Genomic DNA, 17,088 nt, shown 5'->3' on the forward strand with positions numbered 1-17,088 from the left:
GGACAAAACTGTAAAGTTTTGCTCTGGTCTCTCTCTTTTTTGATTACAAAAATAGTTTTCATTAAGAATATCAAACTTCTTTTTCGAAACAATAGTGAAAATGAGTAGTTTTGTAGTATAATTTTCAAGGATAGAGGAAAGGCGGGGAGTCAATGAATAAAAATCAAATCTATGCAGTAGTTGATATAGAAACAACGGGAACAGATCCAACAGTTGATCGAATTATTCAATTTGGTTGTGTGTTGATCCAAGAAGGAGCAATCATTTCCCGTTTTGCTACTGACATTAATCCCAATCAAGCCATTTCTAAACAAATTCAAAACCTTACCGGTATTACTAATTCACGAGTGCAAAAAGCTCCTTATTTTGAGGATGTTGCCCTTACGATTTATAATCTGTTGGCTGATACTGTTTTTGTTGCACATAATATTTTTTTTGATTATTCATTTTTAACACAGGAATTACTTCGTTGTGGTACGCCTAAACTAAAGATCCCTGGAATTGACACCGTTGAACTGGCTCAGATTTTTTTACCAACAGAAAAAAGTTTTCGTTTAGGGGATTTATCTGAAAGTTTAGGTTTGATCCATGATAATCCTCATCAAGCAGATAGTGATGCACAAGTAACCGCTGAACTTTTATTATTAATCGAAGCTAAGATGCGTCGTCTACCGCTGATTTCAATGGAGACGATTGACCAACTAAGCCAGCAAACGGGAATGGATACTAGCGCTTATATACATCATATTTATGAAGAGATGAAAAAAGATATTCAGCCATTATCGAAAGAGCACCATGTAGTTTCAGGAATTGCTTTAAGAAAAAAAGAAGTACCGCTTTTTGAAGAAAAACTATACGGTGAACCTGTTTTTCCACAGAAGAAAAAAGCGAAAGAAAAAGTTTTTGGCAATAAAATTAGGTATCGTTCGGAACAGAGTAGAATGATGAATTTAGTCCAAGAACATTTTACACTATCTGAAACTAAAGATTTGTTTATTGAAGCGGCTACAGGAACGGGAAAAACTTTGGGATACCTATTTCCGTTAAGTTATCTGGCGACACCTGACAATCCAGTCATTATTAGTACAGTGTCGATTGTTCTACAAAATCAATTGGCAGAAAAAGATATTCCATTAGCCAATGAAATTTGTCCTAAACCGTTGCAGGCAACAATTATCAAAAGCCATCGTCATTATCTTGATCTCCAACGTTTTAAGGCTACTCTGAAAAATCCTATTCAACAAAAGCAATACGCATTGTATCAAATGGGAATTTTAGTTTGGCTTTTGGAAACAGAAACTGGGGATCTAGATGAATTGCAACTAACGAATTTTAATCACGTTTTTTGGAAAGAAGTGGCCCATCGTGGACTAGATTTCTTGTCAGAACAAGATTCATTATATAAAGAAGATTTTGTCCGCTTTCTATATAAAAAAGTTAGACAAAGTAACGTATTGATTGTTAACCATTCATTTTTAGCTCAAGAAACACTAAGAGACATCCCGGTTCTTCCAAAAAGTTCATATTTAATTATTGATGAAGCACATCATTTGCCAGATATTGCTGGTAAAATCGCAAATCGTCAGTTTAACTATCTCTCATTTAAAAAGCAAGTCAGTTTATATTTAGAGGAAGACCAATTATTTGATCAAGTCAATCAAATTCTTGAAAAAGAAACAGAAGAACAGCGATTATTGCGTATTTATTGTAAAGCATCTAATGATTTAGTTGAAGAGTTTAGTGATTTGTTTTATGAAATAGGACAACTTTTTTCAATTGAAAAGAGCTCAACAGTGCAAGCTACTTTGTTGACCAAGCAGATTTTTGATCATCTATCAATAGATGGCGAGTCCTCAATCCAAAAGATTGAGATTCTATTAACGGAAATGCTAGAAATTCAAAAAAGATTACATCAATCTATTACTGAAGAGCTAGAGAAATATACATCATCTCAAAGAATTATATTTGTTAGTTTACTGCAATTTTTTGAGCGAATCGCCTTTCTTCATGAGTGCTTCGATATTTATGTGAATGAATGGCATCCTCGTTGGATTAAAGAATACAGCATAATGCCACAAGGCTATGGTTTGCTGTCAATTAATGACTTGGAAGCTAGTATTTTACCTGAAACTGCTTGGTATGATCGCTATCAACGAATTTTATATACAGGTGGAACCTTGAAATTCGGCAATGATAAAAACTATTTGCCAAATAAGTTAGGATTGAGGAATGTCTTGTTTAAAACATTACCAGATCCTTACGACTATGAACACAATGCTCGACTATATATTCCAACAGAAGCTATTGCAATTGGTCAGGCGGACGCATCAGAATTTTCAGCTTATATTGCATCTGTAGTTCAAGAATTGTCTCAAAAACAAAATCGCTCGATGTTGATTTTATTTACATCGCATGAAATTTTATCCAGTGTATACTATCGTCTACATCCACAGTTCCTTAACGAAGGCAGAGAGCTTTTAGCACAAGGAATCAGTGGTAGCCGAGAAAAAATACTGAAACGCTTTGCTCACTCAAAAAATAGTGTTTTATTAGGTGCTGACAGTTTTTGGGAAGGCGTTGATTTGCCAGGTGAGGCGTTATCGATCTTGATCGTTACTCGTTTACCATTTGAAAATCCCAAGCGTCCATTTATTAAAGCACGTTACGATTACCTTGAAGAAAAGGGGATTCAGGCATTCACTCACGAGGCATTGCCAAAAGCGACACTTCGTTTACGCCAAGCGCTAGGTCGTTTAATTCGCTCTGATAATGATAAAGGAGCTTTAATTGTGTTGGACAGACGCTTGGTTACAGCAAAGTATGGAAAACGCATGATAAAAGCTTTGCCGAAAAACTTACCAGTAAAAGAGGCATCATTATCAGAGATAACTTCTGATCTAAATGAATTTTTAAATAAATAAACGAAATAAATTTACCTTCTATCTATTAAATCAAGCTATTTTTCTGATATAATAATAGCCAGTAAGTTTGGAAAGGGCGAGACGATTGCAAGAACAAGAAGAAGAGCGTGAAACACGAAAAACGAGGATTCTTATAGGCTTGATTGCGGTTTTGTTAGCGATTATCGTGATGATTATTATTTTTTCTGTTCGCGCAACACATCCAAGAACTCAAGCAAAAAAAGAAGCAACAGAAATTGCAAAAGAATATGCACATTTGGAATCCGTTGATAAATTTTATTGGTTTACCAGAAAAGATACGTATTTTACTGTAACTGGGAAAAATGATAAAGGGGAAGACTTAGTTGTGATCATCCCAAAATCAGGAGAAAAAGTCATTGTGTTAAACCAAAAAGATGGGGTGGAAGAAGGACATATCCGCCAAATCATGGAAACAGATTACAAAGAAAAAGACATCCAAAAAATTAGTTTAGGACTTTATAAAAACGAACCTACTTGGGAGGTCGTTACCAAAAATGAGGATGGTCTATTAAGTTATTACTTGCTGTCATTTAAAAATGCAGAAGAGATTATGGTCATTAAAAATGTCTGACGAGACCTTTTTAAGAGTAGGTTAGATGATAAGTGTGATACATGTTTATTTGATAAAAAATGAATGGAGCGAATACTTATGGAAATATCAATGCGTGCAAAAAAATTAGAACCTTCAGTAACTTTGGCTGCTGCAGCTAAAGCAAATGCATTAAAAGCTGAAGGCAAAGATATTTTAAGTTTAACTGTAGGTGAGCCGGATTTTACCACCCCTAAAAATATTCAACAGGCGGCAATTCAAGCAATAGAAAGTGGTAAAGCGAGTTACTATACGCCTTCAGCTGGAATCAAAGAATTAAGAGATGCGGTTGTAACATACATTGAGACCTATTATCAGTTGAGTTATCAGTCAAAAAATGTCATCATAACAGATGGAGCTAAATTTGCTTTGTATCTTTTATTCCAAGCAGTATTAAATCCAAATGATGAAGTGATCATTCCAGTTCCTTATTGGGTAAGCTATGGGGAACAGGTGAAATTAGCTGAAGGGGTCCCTGTTTTCATTTCTTGTACTCAAGAAAATGAATTTAAAGTAACTGTAGAACAATTAGAAGCGGCAAAAACGGATAAGACCAAATTATTGATTTTAAATTCGCCTTCTAATCCAACCGGAATGATTTATTCTGAAGAAGAATTACGTAAAATTGGTGAATGGGCTGTTTTAAACGATATCTTAATCGTATCCGATGATATTTATGGCAGGTTAGTGTACAATGGTGCAACGTTTACACCGATTGCAACACTATCTGAATCGATTCAAAAACAAACGATTATTATCAATGGTGTTTCTAAAAGCTATGCTATGACAGGTTGGCGTATTGGCTATGCAGTGGGAGATGAGGCTATTATTTCAGCGATGATTGATATCGCCTCTCAATCAACAAGTAATCCTACTGCTGTCAGCCAATACGCTGCTATTGAAGCATTAACAGGCGAGCAAGACACAGTAGAAATAATGAGACAAGCATTTGAAGAACGTTTAAATACAGTTTATCCAATGGTTGCTGCGTTGCCTGGATTCAAATTGGAAAAACCTCACGGTGCATTTTATCTGTTTCCTAATATAAAAGAAACATTAAGCATGTGCGGGTATACAGACGTAACGAAATGGGTAGACGACCTATTAACAGAAGCACATGTTGCCCTTGTAACAGGCGCCGGTTTTGGAGCTTCTGAGCATATTCGTATCAGTTATGCAACAGATCTAGCTACCTTAGAAGCTGCTGTTAAAAGAATTGCAGCATTTATTGAGAAAAAATCAACTAAATAAAATACTAAATTCGGGATAGGTAAAAAGTGAATGAATGGAGAGACGATTGTGAAACAAATTCAAATTATTGACTCAAAAAATCATGTGGGTGAAACAGTAAAAATAGGTGCTTGGATTGCCAATAAACGTTCAAGTGGAAAGATTGCTTTCTTACAACTACGCGATGGTACAGCTTATTTTCAAGGAATTGTTGTAAAAAGTGAAGTACCAGAAGAAGTATTTCAATTAGCAAAAGGACTAACACAAGAAACATCGGTCTGGATTACTGGTGAAATTAGAGAAGATAGCCGCTCAAAATTTGGTTATGAAATAGGTGTAACTGGGATTGAAGTAATTGGAGAGAGTAACGACTATCCCATCACACCTAAAGAACACGGAACTGACTTTTTAATGGATCATCGTCATTTATGGTTGCGTTCTTCTCGTCAACATGCCATTATGCAAATTCGTAATGAAATTATTCGGGCAACGTATGAATTTTTTAACAACAATAACTTTGTTAAAATTGACCCACCGATTTTAACTGCAAGCACAGCTGAAGGAACAACTGATTTATTTGAAACAAACTACTTTGACCAAAAAGCTTACTTATCACAAAGTGGACAATTATATATGGAAGCAGCAGCTTTAGCTTTTGGTAAAGTATTCTCATTTGGTCCGACATTTAGAGCGGAAAAATCAAAAACTCGCCGTCATCTGATTGAATTTTGGATGATTGAACCAGAAATGGCTTTTATGCACCAAGAAGAAAGTTTAGAGGTCCAAGAACAATATGTAGCATTCCTTGTTCAAAGCGTATTGGACAATTGTGATCATGCTTTAGATGTATTAGAGCGTGATAGAGAAGTATTGAAAAAATATACGCAATTGCCGTTTCCACGTATTTCATATGATGAAGCAGTAGAATTGCTGAAGAAAAATGGTTTTGACGATATTGAGTGGGGAGATGACTTTGGTTCACCACATGAGACGTTTATTGCTAATTCATTTGACCGTCCTGTCTTCATTTTAAACTATCCAAAAGCAATCAAAGCCTTTTACATGAAACCACATCCTACTCGTGATGATGTTGTGATTTGTGCGGATATGATTGCCCCAGAAGGGTATGGAGAAATCATTGGAGGTTCTGAAAGAGCTATAGATCATGATTACTTGTTAGAACAAATACGTAACCATAATCTAGATGAGAAAGAATACTCTTGGTATTTAGATTTACGTCGTTATGGATCTGTACCTCATTCAGGCTTTGGTTTAGGATTAGAGCGCACAGTTACTTGGCTAGCTGGAATCGAGCATGTTCGTGAAGCAAGCCCATTCCCACGTTTATTAAACCGTATTTACCCATAGATCTATAATCGTTAAATTAGTCGTTGAAAGAAGCTTTATGCTTTGATTCAGCGACTAATTTTTATAGAAACTGAAACTGTCAGTTAAAATTACAACAAGAAAAAAGAAAAAGTAAAGTAAATTGTTTAGAATTCCGCTTTTTTATGGTAGAATTGACAGAAAGTATAATAAAGGAATGACTTGAATGGAAAACCCAACGCAAATTAAAAGAAAACATTTTCGTTTTCCAGCTTATGACGATGAATTAGGCGTGAAATTAGCATCTGAAAATAAACGAACATTGTTTCAAGAAGAACCAATGCTCACTAATATGGGGACGCAACCACAAAAAGAGCAAAATACTCCAGTAATAGATCCGATAAGTGTTCAACCAGTGTTGCAGAAACAACAAACACAAACCAATAATCAACATGTTTCTCACAGCCAAGAACAAGTAGCAGAATTAGCCCGTCATAAATCTAATCTGCCTAACTATATGATGACACATAATAAAACAACTTCGCCAAAACAAAAAAGTAATCTATTTGGCAATCTGCCTAAAAGAAGTTCATATGGTTTTGGCTCTCAGCAATCTTCTAATAAAAATAAAACGGCGTTTTCAAAGGATTTTACTTATGAGACCCGTTCATATTTTGTGCCGAAATATATTCCAGCTTCTGTCATTCCAGAAGAAAAAGCACCTGCTTTGACAGAACAGGAATTAGCTGAAGCAATGAAAAAGGATCAAAATTCTTATTTACTTTTTGACGATGAACCGGCAGCATTTCAAGTGAAAGGGAATGAAGATCCAACCGTTCAAAAATTCAATATCCCTAAAGATTCACCTGAAATTCCAGTAACAAGACGTCAATACCAACAAATCAAACCTGATATGGAGAGATTTGGTAAAGAAGAAGACATCAGTCATACGTTACCACGCTCTCGGAAAGAACTGAAAACAGCGAAAGAAAATGCCAAAAGCCAAACTGCTTACGGTCAAAAAGTAGCTGAAGCAGAACAAGATAAAAAACGAGGCATCTTAGATAAGTCCTTAAGTGGAATTATTGAAGATTCAAGTTTGGAATTGGAAAATAGTAAGTACTTTGAATAATGATAGAAAGTTATTTTCCTTCTTAACGTATTAAGCTATACAAAAGATATTAGTTTTTTTAAATTTTTGTAATTATATTTTCATTGGGAGAGCAGAACGGTTAAACCTTCTGCTCTCCTTTGATTTTTGTGAGAATTTAGATACATTTTTATTTAGAATAGTTATTTGAACAGAAAAGTGCTTAAAAATGTATTATCTTATCTTGGATAGAAAAATGTTCACAATTGGAGTGTTGGATAACTGAGTTATAGATTAAGCTATAAGATGGAGGAGAAAGAACATGAAAAGAAAAATAGTCTACCTATCTATCGTTGCACTTAGTTTTTGCTCGTTAATTTATATAAGTATCTCAAAGAGTACTGATACAAGAATAAAGGCAGAGTCCTTGTTACCCCCACCAATTACGGATGATGCAGGCTTATTAAAGGCTGATTTGTTGAAATATGAGGGATGGATTCCACTTGAAAATGATCAACCGTTTCCTAAAACACCTACACTGCTTCCTGGATATTGGCGAGTTGATAGTAGTACTATAACTGAGTTTACATTGATGAAAGAGAAGAATCTTACAACTACCATATATATCAAACCTGCTGAAAAAGCGAGTGTAAAGCAAGTCATTGATACAATACCTGGAAACATCTATCAAATTTCGGCAGGGGCTCACACTTTTATTAGGGATAGTAATAATGTAGGAAGCCGCAATAGTAAATACGATTTGTCAGTTTTTCCGGGAACAGTTAGACCCGAGTTAAATTCATTATACTATTACAAAGTAGAAGAGGACCGTGATTTTTATCTAAATACGAATATTAATATTTATGGTAGACAAGTATTTGTAGCAAGTTCTGACAAGACGACTGTGGAGTATAACGTTTATTCTAATAAGTCTTGGAATGGGAATACTGGTGGTATTACGAGTGTAACTTTGGTTGATTTGGCTCATGCGATTGAAGAGTCTAAGATACTAATAGAGGATTTATTTACAGATAGTAGTCATACAGCAATTAAACTTAGTACTACACAACTTAAAATAGATAAGGCGAAAAAACTTATCAGTGAAGTGTTGGATACTAAGCAAAAAGAACACTTTCTTGAGGAAGTAAAGAAAGCCCAAGAGTTATTAGACAAGGTAACTGTCACATTAACTACTGAAAAATTAACTGATGATCGAGCAAGTATAGACAGTACAACAATTAAAGGTAAGACCTATCCAAATGCATTTGTATTTTTCTCAGGACATGAAGACATGCCAAAAGGCAAACTAAACTCCGAAGTTGAAGCAGACACTTATAACTATCAAATAAGAGCGAATAACGATGGGATTATTGAGTATAAATTACCAGAGGGCAGTTATTTTAGGGGGAAGCAGAATATTACAATTAGAAGCGCTCTTCATGGGAAAGTAGCAGAAAAAAAAATAGTGGTTGAAGATATTAGTGCGCCATTCAAACCAACTGTTTTACCTCTTAACGATGTGAGTACTCAAATAAAAGGACATGCAGAAACAGAGGCAACAATTAAAGTGTTTAATGCAGCAACAAATGCACTTTTGTTTTCGGGAAAAGCGCTTCAAGGAGATCGTTTTGCAATTAATATCCCTGAAGCTCAAAAGCCGTTGGTTCCATATACAGAATATTACGTTACAGCAACGGATTCTAGTGCTAATCAAAGTGAGCAATCAGAAATCATGGCAGTACAAGATACGCTTGCACCCGAAGCCGATCCTGTGCGTCAAATCGTAAATGTTGGTGCCTCGCTTCCAGCACTTGAAAGCTTACTAACGAATTTATCTGATAACGCTGGGGTCGATCAAGTTGTGATAGAAATGTTGCAAGAACCAGATTTATCAAAACCAGGATACACTGAAGCTATTGTGTTACTAAGAGACAGGGCGAAGAATCAATTGAGTTTAACGATTCCATTTTTCGTTAAAAATGAAGACACGACTGATAATGGGACCACTTTTCTTTCTGCGCAATCCATTAACGCTTTAGCGATAGATTTCCCAAAAGAGTGGGAAGCGCAAAAACAATTTATATTAGAACACAGTCGTGCAACCGCGATAGATATGAACACCTTAAAAAATAGAACGAGTGAACTACAGCTGACTGTTGATTCATCAATAAATGAACCAGGAAAGCATGATGTGACACTCAACATAGATTCATTGAGTAGAAAGATCACTCTAAATTTATTAGCAGGCGGCGTTGAGTTTGAACGTGTGCCAACTGGAATTTCATTTGGTGTACCTGTCATACAAACGAATATAAAATATGTCCCAATAGAAAATAATATGAAAATGATCATTAAAAATACGCAATATTATCAAACGAGTTGGGTGCTAAAAACAAAATTTTCGAAAATACTTCAAACGAATACTGGAGTAAAAACTGCATCAGATATAGTTTTTCAAGATAAAGAAGAAATGAAGTACATGACGGAAGATAGGGAAATTGAAATTTATCGACAAAAAGGTCAATCTGACCATCGTGTGCAAGAATTTGATTTTGGTAAAGAGAGTAATCAGCAATTTTTATTGAAGATGATGCCTGGAAGCCTGATGAAAGATAAAATGTACAGCGCTCAAATTGTGTGGACAATAGAGACTGGTCCTTAAATAGATCAATCAATGAGATGAGACAAGACAATAGTGCCTAACTGCAAGAAATCAGCTAGAATTCACTAAAACTTTTGTGTTACAGTTACTTCGTTGGATAGAGACATAATTAGCAAAACAACATCATTGAGCGAAAGAAATGGTTTTCCCCTTTCTTAGTAATTATCTAGCTGTTTTGGGTTGATTATTTTGGCGATTTGTACGATAACGGGGAACGTACAATTTTATAATAATGATGAAATTAATTTTTACATATAGCCAGTAAGAGAAGAGGATTATCATGGAAAAAAAGAAAACGTATTGTATCATTTCTTAGCCTATTCTCCAGATTATGCGATTATGACAAATATTGATTTTGACCATTGATATGCACTCAAAAATTACAAATAGACTACCTAACTAGTTGGTTAGTATGGCTTCGGTATTGTACCGGAAATCATACTAACCTTTTTTTATAGACTAATAACGTATTGTATTTAAAAACAACAGATCTAATTTTTCAAGTAGAAAATGATTATCAAAGTAAAATAACCCATGTCCGCCTCAAATGTATTATCTTATCTTGAATAGAAAAATGTTCACAATTGGAGTGTTGGATAACTGAGTTATAGATTAAGCTATAAGATGGAGGAGAAAGAACATGAAAAGAAAAATAGTCTACCTATCTATCGTTGCACTTAGTTTTTGCTCGTTAATTTATATAAGTATCTCAAAGAGTACTGATACAAGAATAAAGGCAGAGTCCTTGTTACCCCCACCAATTACGGATGATGCAGGCTTATTAAAGGCTGATTTGTTGAAATATGAGGGATGGATTCCACTTGAAAATGATCAACCGTTTCCTAAAACACCTACACTGCTTCCTGGATATTGGCGAGTTGATAGTAGTACTATAACTGAGTTTACATTGATGAAAGAGAAGAATCTTACAACTACCATATATATCAAACCTGCTGAAAAAGCGAGTGTAAAGCAAGTCATTGATACAATACCTGGAAACATCTATCAAATTTCGGCAGGGGCTCACACTTTTATTAGGGATAGTAATAATGTAGGAAGCCGCAATAGTAAATACGATTTGTCAGTTTTTCCGGGAACAGTTAGACCCGAGTTAAATTCATTATACTATTACAAAGTAGAAGAGGACCGTGATTTTTATCTAAATACGAATATTAATATTTATGGTAGACAAGTATTTGTAGCAAGTTCTGACAAGACGACTGTGGAGTATAACGTTTATTCTAATAAGTCTTGGAATGGGAATACTGGTGGTATTACGAGTGTAACTTTGGTTGATTTGGCTCATGCGATTGAAGAGTCTAAGATACTAATAGAGGATTTATTTACAGATAGTAGTCATACAGCAATTAAACTTAGTACTACACAACTTAAAATAGATAAGGCGAAAAAACTTATCAGTGAAGTGTTGGATACTAAGCAAAAAGAACACTTTCTTGAGGAAGTAAAGAAAGCCCAAGAGTTATTAGACAAGGTAACTGTCACATTAACTACTGAAAAATTAACTGATGATCGAGCAAGTATAGACAGTACAACAATTAAAGGTAAGACCTATCCAAATGCATTTGTATTTTTCTCAGGACATGAAGACATGCCAAAAGGCAAACTAAACTCCGAAGTTGAAGCAGACACTTATAACTATCAAATAAGAGCGAATAACGATGGGATTATTGAGTATAAATTACCAGAGGGCAGTTATTTTAGGGGGAAGCAGAATATTACAATTAGAAGCGCTCTTCATGGGAAAGTAGCAGAAAAAAAAATAGTGGTTGAAGATATTAGTGCGCCATTCAAACCAACTGTTTTACCTCTTAACGATGTGAGTACTCAAATAAAAGGACATGCAGAAACAGAGGCAACAATTAAAGTGTTTAATGCAGCAACAAATGCACTTTTGTTTTCGGGAAAAGCGCTTCAAGGAGATCGTTTTGCAATTAATATCCCTGAAGCTCAAAAGCCGTTGGTTCCATATACAGAATATTACGTTACAGCAACGGATTCTAGTGCTAATCAAAGTGAGCAATCAGAAATCATGGCAGTACAAGATACGCTTGCACCCGAAGCCGATCCTGTGCGTCAAATCGTAAATGTTGGTGCCTCGCTTCCAGCACTTGAAAGCTTACTAACGAATTTATCTGATAACGCTGGGGTCGATCAAGTTGTGATAGAAATGTTGCAAGAACCAGATTTATCAAAACCAGGATACACTGAAGCTATTGTGTTACTAAGAGACAGGGCGAAGAATCAATTGAGTTTAACGATTCCATTTTTCGTTAAAAATGAAGACACGACTGATAATGGGACCACTTTTCTTTCTGCGCAATCCATTAACGCTTTAGCGATAGATTTCCCAAAAGAGTGGGAAGCGCAAAAACAATTTATATTAGAACACAGTCGTGCAACCGCGATAGATATGAACACCTTAAAAAATAGAACGAGTGAACTACAGCTGACTGTTGATTCATCAATAAATGAACCAGGAAAGCATGATGTGACACTCAACATAGATTCATTGAGTAGAAAGATCACTCTAAATTTATTAGCAGGCGGCGTTGAGTTTGAACGTGTGCCAACTGGAATTTCATTTGGTGTACCTGTCATACAAACGAATATAAAATATGTCCCAATAGAAAATAATATGAAAATGATCATTAAAAATACGCAATATTATCAAACGAGTTGGGTGCTAAAAACAAAATTTTCGAAAATACTTCAAACGAATACTGGAGTAAAAACTGCATCAGATATAGTTTTTCAAGATAAAGAAGAAATGAAGTACATGACGGAAGATAGGGAAATTGAAATTTATCGACAAAAAGGTCAATCTGACCATCGTGTGCAAGAATTTGATTTTGGTAAAGAGAGTAATCAGCAATTTTTATTGAAGATGATGCCTGGAAGCCTGATGAAAGATAAAATGTACAGCGCTCAAATTGTGTGGACAATAGAGACTGGTCCTTAAATAGATCAATCAATGAGACAAGACAATAGTACCTAACTTCAAGAAATCAGCTAGAATTCACTAAAACTTTTGTGTTACAGTTACTTCGTTGGATAGAGACATAATTAGCAAAACAACATCATTGAGCGAAAGAAGTGGTTTTCCCCTTTCTTAGTAATTATCTAGCTGTTTTGGGTTGATTATTTTGGCGATTTGTACGATAATGGGGAACGTACAATTTTATAAAAACGATGACATTAATTTTTTATATATAGCCAGTAAGAGAAGAGGATTATCATGGATAAAAAAGAAAACGTATTGTATCATTTTGTTGGAATCAAAGGATCAGGTATGAGTTCATTAGCACTTGTATTATTTGAAAAAGGGTTAAATGTACAAGGTTCTGATGTAGAAGAGTATTTCTTTACACAACGTGATTTAGAAAAATCTGGTATTACTATCTTACCTTTCGATAAAGAAAATATCACAAAAGACATGACTGTCATAGCAGGGAATGCATTCCCTGATACACATGAAGAATTAGTTCGTGCCAAAGAATTAGGAGCGGAGATTATTCGTTATCATGATTTTATTGGACGTTTCATTCAGCCGTTTACAAGTGTAGCTGTGACGGGTTCACATGGGAAAACAAGCACAACAGGCTTATTGTCTCACGTATTGACAGGAATCGCACCAACAAGCTATCTGATTGGTGATGGGACAGGTCATGGCGACCCAAGTGCTGAATTTTTCGCATTTGAAGCGTGCGAGTATCGCCGTCATTTCTTAGCCTATTCTCCAGATTATGCGATTATGACAAATATTGATTTTGACCATCCTGATTATTTTAAGAGTATTGAAGATGTGTTTTCTGCTTTTCAAACAATGGCGAAACAAGTGAAAAAAGGGATTTTTGCTTATGGTGATGATAAATATTTACGTCAGTTAAAAGCAGATGTTCCAGTGTACTATTATGGACTAGCAGAAGATGATGATATCCAAGCTAAAAATATTGAACGTACTACACAAGGCTCATCTTTTGATGTGTATCATAATGAAAAATTAGTTGGGCACTTTGTGTTACCTGCTTTTGGACAACATAACATCATGAATGCCTTAGGTGTGATTGCCGTAGCTTACTTTGAAGAGTTGGATATGGAAAAAGTTGCTAAAGAGATGTTGACTTTTGAGGGTGTAAAGCGTCGTTTCACTGAAAAGAAAGTTTCTGATATGATTATTGTTGATGATTATGCTCATCATCCAACTGAAATCATTGCAACGATTGATGGTGCACGTCAAAAATACCCAGATAAAGAAATTATTGCTGTCTTCCAACCTCATACATTTACGCGTACAATTGCATTGATGGATGAATTTGCTGACGCTTTGGATTTAGCAGACCATGTTTATCTTTGTGACATTTTTGGTTCTGCCAGAGAAAAACAAGGAGATGTAAAAATCGAAGACCTTGGTAATAAAATCGAAAAAGGCGGCCAAGTGATTAAAGAAGACAACGTATCAGCTCTTTTAGATCATGAAAATGCAGTGATGGTCTTCATGGGTGCAGGGGATGTTCAGAAATTCGAACAAGCCTATGAAACTTTATTGAGTAATACAACTAGAAATGTTCTATAAAAAGACCATGGAATATCAAAATATATAATTTTTCTAAAAAGAAGTCTTAACAGTTTGCTTAAGTCTTCTTTTTAACTTGCCTTTTATTGTCATTTTGGTACAATTATCTTATCATTAGTGGAGGTGTACTAATTTGAATATCGGAAAACCGAGAAAATTAGGCAAAACCATCGAAGATATTGAGGAAGGCGATTCGCTGTCTCTAACTGAGTCAATCGAAGATAAAGAATTACTTCTTTATTTGGGCTTAACCAACGATGCCAATCCCTTATATATCCAACATGATTATGCCCAAAAAACGGAGTATGGCAAACCAATCGTACCATCAATAATGCTGATGGGGATTATTACCAGTGCGATTTCAAAGCATTTACCAGGACCAGGATCTCATGTGGTCAATTTTTCGGTGAACTTTGTTGAACCTGTTTTTCATTACGAAACACTTACGTTTCAGTTTGAAGTTATTAAAGTAGATAAGATGAAAGATGTTGTAACAATTTCGATTGAAGCTGTTAATGAAGCAGAAGATCGAGTACTTGACGCGGTTGTGATGGTTCAGCCACCACAGGTCACACTAGAAGAATTAGAAGAGAAAGAAGGTAAAACAAATGAATAACGGAGCAATAGTAAATGCCGGAATAAACAAATTTTATTCAAAAATCTATGCATTTTTAGCGATGGGGATTGGGGTAAGTGCGCTAGTATCCTATCTAATATTGACTGTTTTTCCAGGTGTCTTAGTCGCATTAATTAAGTCACCAGGATTGTTTTTCGGCTTATGGCTTGTTGAGATTGGTTTGGTACTGTTTTTAGGGTTTAAAGCCCAGAAGAACCCGACTTTAGCAATCAGTGGATTTTTAGCTTATTCCATTTTAAACGGTGTGACAATATCTGCAACATTATTAATGTATGCACAAGTAACCGTAGTAAGTGCTTTTGTAAGTGCTGCAGCAACTTTTGGAGCAATGTCTTTAGTTGGAATGTTTACCAAAAAAGATTTATCAGCAATGGGTCATGCTGCTTATAGTGCGTTGATCGGAATTATTATTGCGATGGTCATCAATTTCTTTTTCTTGAAAAGTAGTGCAGTATCATTTTTCATTTCTATTTTGATGGTTTTGATTTTTGCTGGAATTACAGCATATGACAATCAAAGAATTCGTCAAGTATATAATCAAACAGGTGGACAAGCAGGAACAGGTACTGCAGTATTTTTTGCTTTACAGCTGTATCTTGATTTTATCAATTTATTCTTAGCATTCTTACGAATTTTTGGTAAAAATAATTAATTAATAGAGGTAAAAAACAGTATTCAGAGAAATCTGAATACTGTTTTTTTGTGTTATTATACGAAACGGGTTGAATAAAATGTATTAAAATTCTAAATAAGACTTTTTTGTGATTTTAAATTCATTGACTATCTATTGCCTTTGATTTATACTTTTATGAATTAGAGAAATAAATGTGACTACTAATACGGGATGGTGTAAAAAATGAAAGAGTATGAAAAAGTACCAGAAGGATTTAAATTTTATGGCACGCATGTTGGAATAAAAAAAAGAAAAAAAGATTTTGGTTTGATTGTGGCTGACAACGTATGCCACAGTGCAGCTGTATTTACAAAGAATACATTTTGTGGAGAATGTATCCCAATCGGCAAAGAGCATGTGAAAAACAAGGAATTACAAGCAGTTGTTGTGACTAGCGGTATAGCAAATGTTGCTACAGGACAAACTGGTAGAGAAAATGAATACAAGATTTTAGAGCAATTATCCTATAAGCTAAAGATTCAAAAAGAAAATATCCTTCCTTCATCTACAGGTCTAATTGGTCCGCAGCTACCTATTGAGATTATCGAAAATTTTTTAGAAAATCAATCTCTTGAATTAGATATGAGTTACGAAAATTTTGCGCAAGCTATCCTGACTACCGATCAACGAATAAAAGTACGAAGCCTAAAAGTAGGAGATGCAAGGGTTTTAGGAATAGTCAAAGGTTCTGGTATGATTGAACCTAACATGGCGACAATGTTAGCATATATTTTAACTGACGCTAAGATAAGCAAAGAAGCGATTTACTTAATGTTAAAAAAAGCGGTGGATCAGTCTTTCAATACAATTAGTATTGACTCAGATACGAGTACGAGCGATACCGTGGCACTATTAGCAAGTGGCCATTACGAAGTAGAACAAGTAGAATTACAAAAATCACTGAATAAAATCTGTAAAGATTTGGCATTAGATGTGGTGAAAGATGCTGAAGGTGCAACAAAAACAATGTTTGTAACTGTTAAAAATGCTGAAAGTCAAGAACAAGCAAAAAAAGCTGGGAAATCAATCATTAATTCTCCTTTAGTAAAAACGGCATTATTTGGAAATGATCCTAATTGGGGGCGTATTGTAATGGCTCTTGGTAAAACAAAAGGTCTAGTTTTTGACCCGCATAAAGTAGAAATTTATTATGGAGAGCATCTGATCTTTTCATCAAATCAAGAAGAAAAACAAAATATCAGCAAAATTGAAGCGTACATCCAACAAAATGAAGATATTTATTTAACTGTAGATCTTCATCAGGGGACAAGGGACTTTGAAGTGATTGGTTGTGATCTAAGTTATGAGTATGTCAAAATAAACAGCGATTATTCAACTTAATAAT

11 protein-coding genes are annotated in these 17,088 nt (G+C 35.0%); all 11 read left to right on the forward strand.

The window, feature by feature from the left end; genetic code table 11:
* Positions 1 to 152 precede the first annotated feature (152 nt).
* The 11 genes from AC4BB2_RS05210 (at position 153) to argJ (ending at position 17,084) form a co-directional block, all read left to right on the forward strand.
* Positions 153 to 2,921, forward strand: a complete 2,769-nt coding sequence (locus AC4BB2_RS05210) for a helicase C-terminal domain-containing protein (RefSeq protein ID WP_490474371.1) — start codon at positions 153 to 155, stop codon at positions 2,919 to 2,921.
* A gap of 85 nt (positions 2,922 to 3,006) precedes the next feature.
* A complete protein-coding gene (locus AC4BB2_RS05215) occupies positions 3,007 to 3,513 on the forward strand; it encodes a cell wall elongation regulator TseB-like domain-containing protein (RefSeq protein ID WP_490474372.1) in 507 nt (168 codons plus the stop codon).
* A gap of 78 nt (positions 3,514 to 3,591) precedes the next feature.
* On the forward strand, positions 3,592 to 4,782 hold the full coding sequence (locus tag AC4BB2_RS05220; RefSeq protein ID WP_490474373.1) for a pyridoxal phosphate-dependent aminotransferase: 1,191 nt from the start codon (positions 3,592 to 3,594) through the stop codon (positions 4,780 to 4,782).
* Positions 4,783 to 4,830: 48 nt separating this feature from the next.
* Positions 4,831 to 6,129, forward strand: coding sequence for an asparagine--tRNA ligase (gene asnS / locus AC4BB2_RS05225; RefSeq protein ID WP_490474374.1), 1,299 nt, complete (start codon positions 4,831 to 4,833; stop codon positions 6,127 to 6,129).
* A 184-nt stretch (positions 6,130 to 6,313) separates the two neighbouring features.
* Positions 6,314 to 7,219, forward strand: a complete 906-nt coding sequence (locus AC4BB2_RS05230) for a hypothetical protein (RefSeq protein ID WP_490474375.1) — start codon at positions 6,314 to 6,316, stop codon at positions 7,217 to 7,219.
* 280 nt (positions 7,220 to 7,499) lie between these two features.
* Positions 7,500 to 9,839 carry a toxin Cry1Ac domain D-VI-related protein gene (locus AC4BB2_RS05235; protein WP_490474376.1) on the forward strand — a complete coding sequence of 780 codons (2,340 nt, stop codon included), beginning with the start codon at positions 7,500 to 7,502 and terminating at the stop codon, positions 9,837 to 9,839.
* A gap of 640 nt (positions 9,840 to 10,479) precedes the next feature.
* On the forward strand, positions 10,480 to 12,819 hold the full coding sequence (locus tag AC4BB2_RS05240; RefSeq protein ID WP_490474376.1) for a toxin Cry1Ac domain D-VI-related protein: 2,340 nt from the start codon (positions 10,480 to 10,482) through the stop codon (positions 12,817 to 12,819).
* Positions 12,820 to 13,095: 276 nt separating this feature from the next.
* The gene (gene murC, locus AC4BB2_RS05245) at positions 13,096 to 14,433 is read left to right on the forward strand and encodes a UDP-N-acetylmuramate--L-alanine ligase (RefSeq protein ID WP_490474377.1); all 1,338 of its coding nucleotides are present in this window, start codon (positions 13,096 to 13,098) and stop codon (positions 14,431 to 14,433) included.
* Positions 14,434 to 14,566: 133 nt separating this feature from the next.
* Positions 14,567 to 15,049: a MaoC family dehydratase gene (locus AC4BB2_RS05250; protein ID WP_490474378.1), complete on the forward strand. Its 483-nt coding sequence runs from the start codon at positions 14,567 to 14,569 to the stop codon at positions 15,047 to 15,049.
* Positions 15,042 to 15,722: a Bax inhibitor-1/YccA family protein gene (locus tag AC4BB2_RS05255; RefSeq protein WP_490474379.1), complete on the forward strand. Its 681-nt coding sequence runs from the start codon at positions 15,042 to 15,044 to the stop codon at positions 15,720 to 15,722. The genes AC4BB2_RS05250 and AC4BB2_RS05255 overlap by 8 nt, the downstream gene beginning before the upstream one ends.
* Before the next feature lie 204 nt (positions 15,723 to 15,926).
* A complete protein-coding gene (gene argJ, locus AC4BB2_RS05260) occupies positions 15,927 to 17,084 on the forward strand; it encodes a bifunctional glutamate N-acetyltransferase/amino-acid acetyltransferase ArgJ (RefSeq protein ID WP_490474380.1) in 1,158 nt (385 codons plus the stop codon).
* The last annotated feature ends 4 nt before the right edge of the window (positions 17,085 to 17,088 follow it).

The organism is Enterococcus sp. AAFC-DPL-5146, from assembly GCF_058216635.1.

Bases quoted from the DNA above. Each gene is read 5' to 3' on its own strand.
- AC4BB2_RS05230 (WP_490474375.1), top strand. From the start codon at position 6,314: ATGGAAAACCCAACGCAAATTAAAAGAAAACATTTTCGTTTTCCAGCT.
- AC4BB2_RS05235 (WP_490474376.1), top strand. From the start codon at position 7,500: ATGAAAAGAAAAATAGTCTACCTATCTATCGTTGCACTTAGTTTTTGC.
- AC4BB2_RS05220 (WP_490474373.1), top strand. From the start codon at position 3,592: ATGGAAATATCAATGCGTGCAAAAAAATTAGAACCTTCAGTAACTTTG.
- murC (WP_490474377.1), top strand. From the start codon at position 13,096: ATGGATAAAAAAGAAAACGTATTGTATCATTTTGTTGGAATCAAAGGA.
- argJ (WP_490474380.1), top strand. From the start codon at position 15,927: ATGAAAGAGTATGAAAAAGTACCAGAAGGATTTAAATTTTATGGCACG.
- AC4BB2_RS05255 (WP_490474379.1), top strand. From the start codon at position 15,042: ATGAATAACGGAGCAATAGTAAATGCCGGAATAAACAAATTTTATTCA.
- AC4BB2_RS05240 (WP_490474376.1), top strand. From the start codon at position 10,480: ATGAAAAGAAAAATAGTCTACCTATCTATCGTTGCACTTAGTTTTTGC.
- AC4BB2_RS05210 (WP_490474371.1), top strand. From the start codon at position 153: ATGAATAAAAATCAAATCTATGCAGTAGTTGATATAGAAACAACGGGA.